At 68.4% G+C, this 329-nt stretch carries 1 protein-coding gene; it reads left to right on the forward strand.

Going from position 1 to position 329, the window contains the following annotated elements:
• Positions 1-315 (forward strand): GlsB/YeaQ/YmgE family stress response membrane protein (locus tag HOP53_RS21385; protein WP_234261935.1); only part of this gene is annotated, 315 nt, incomplete at its 5' end.
• Positions 316-329 lie beyond the last annotated feature (14 nt).

Here is a 329-nt window from a genome sequence, read left to right on the forward strand (position 1 = left end):
GGAGGAAAAATGACCATCACCGGCATCATCAGCGCCATTCTCATCGGCATCGTCGTCGGCGTGATCGGCCGCCTCATCGTGCCAGGGAAGCAGCCCATCGGCTTCCTGGTGACAATTCTCGTCGGCATCGTCGCCGCGTTCATCGGCACCGCCCTCGCGCGCGCCATGGGGATCCCGACCGCCACCAGCGGCATCGACTGGCTCGAGCTGCTGGTCCAGGTCGTCGTCGCCGCGATCGGCGTCGCGCTCGTCGCGGCCGTCATGGGTCGCCGAACCGGGGTACTGGGCCGCCGGCGCTCGGGCCTGATGCGCTGACCCACACCTGAACC

Source organism: Billgrantia ethanolica (genome assembly GCF_021404305.1).
Classification (GTDB): domain Bacteria; phylum Pseudomonadota; class Gammaproteobacteria; order Pseudomonadales; family Halomonadaceae; genus Halomonas; species Halomonas ethanolica.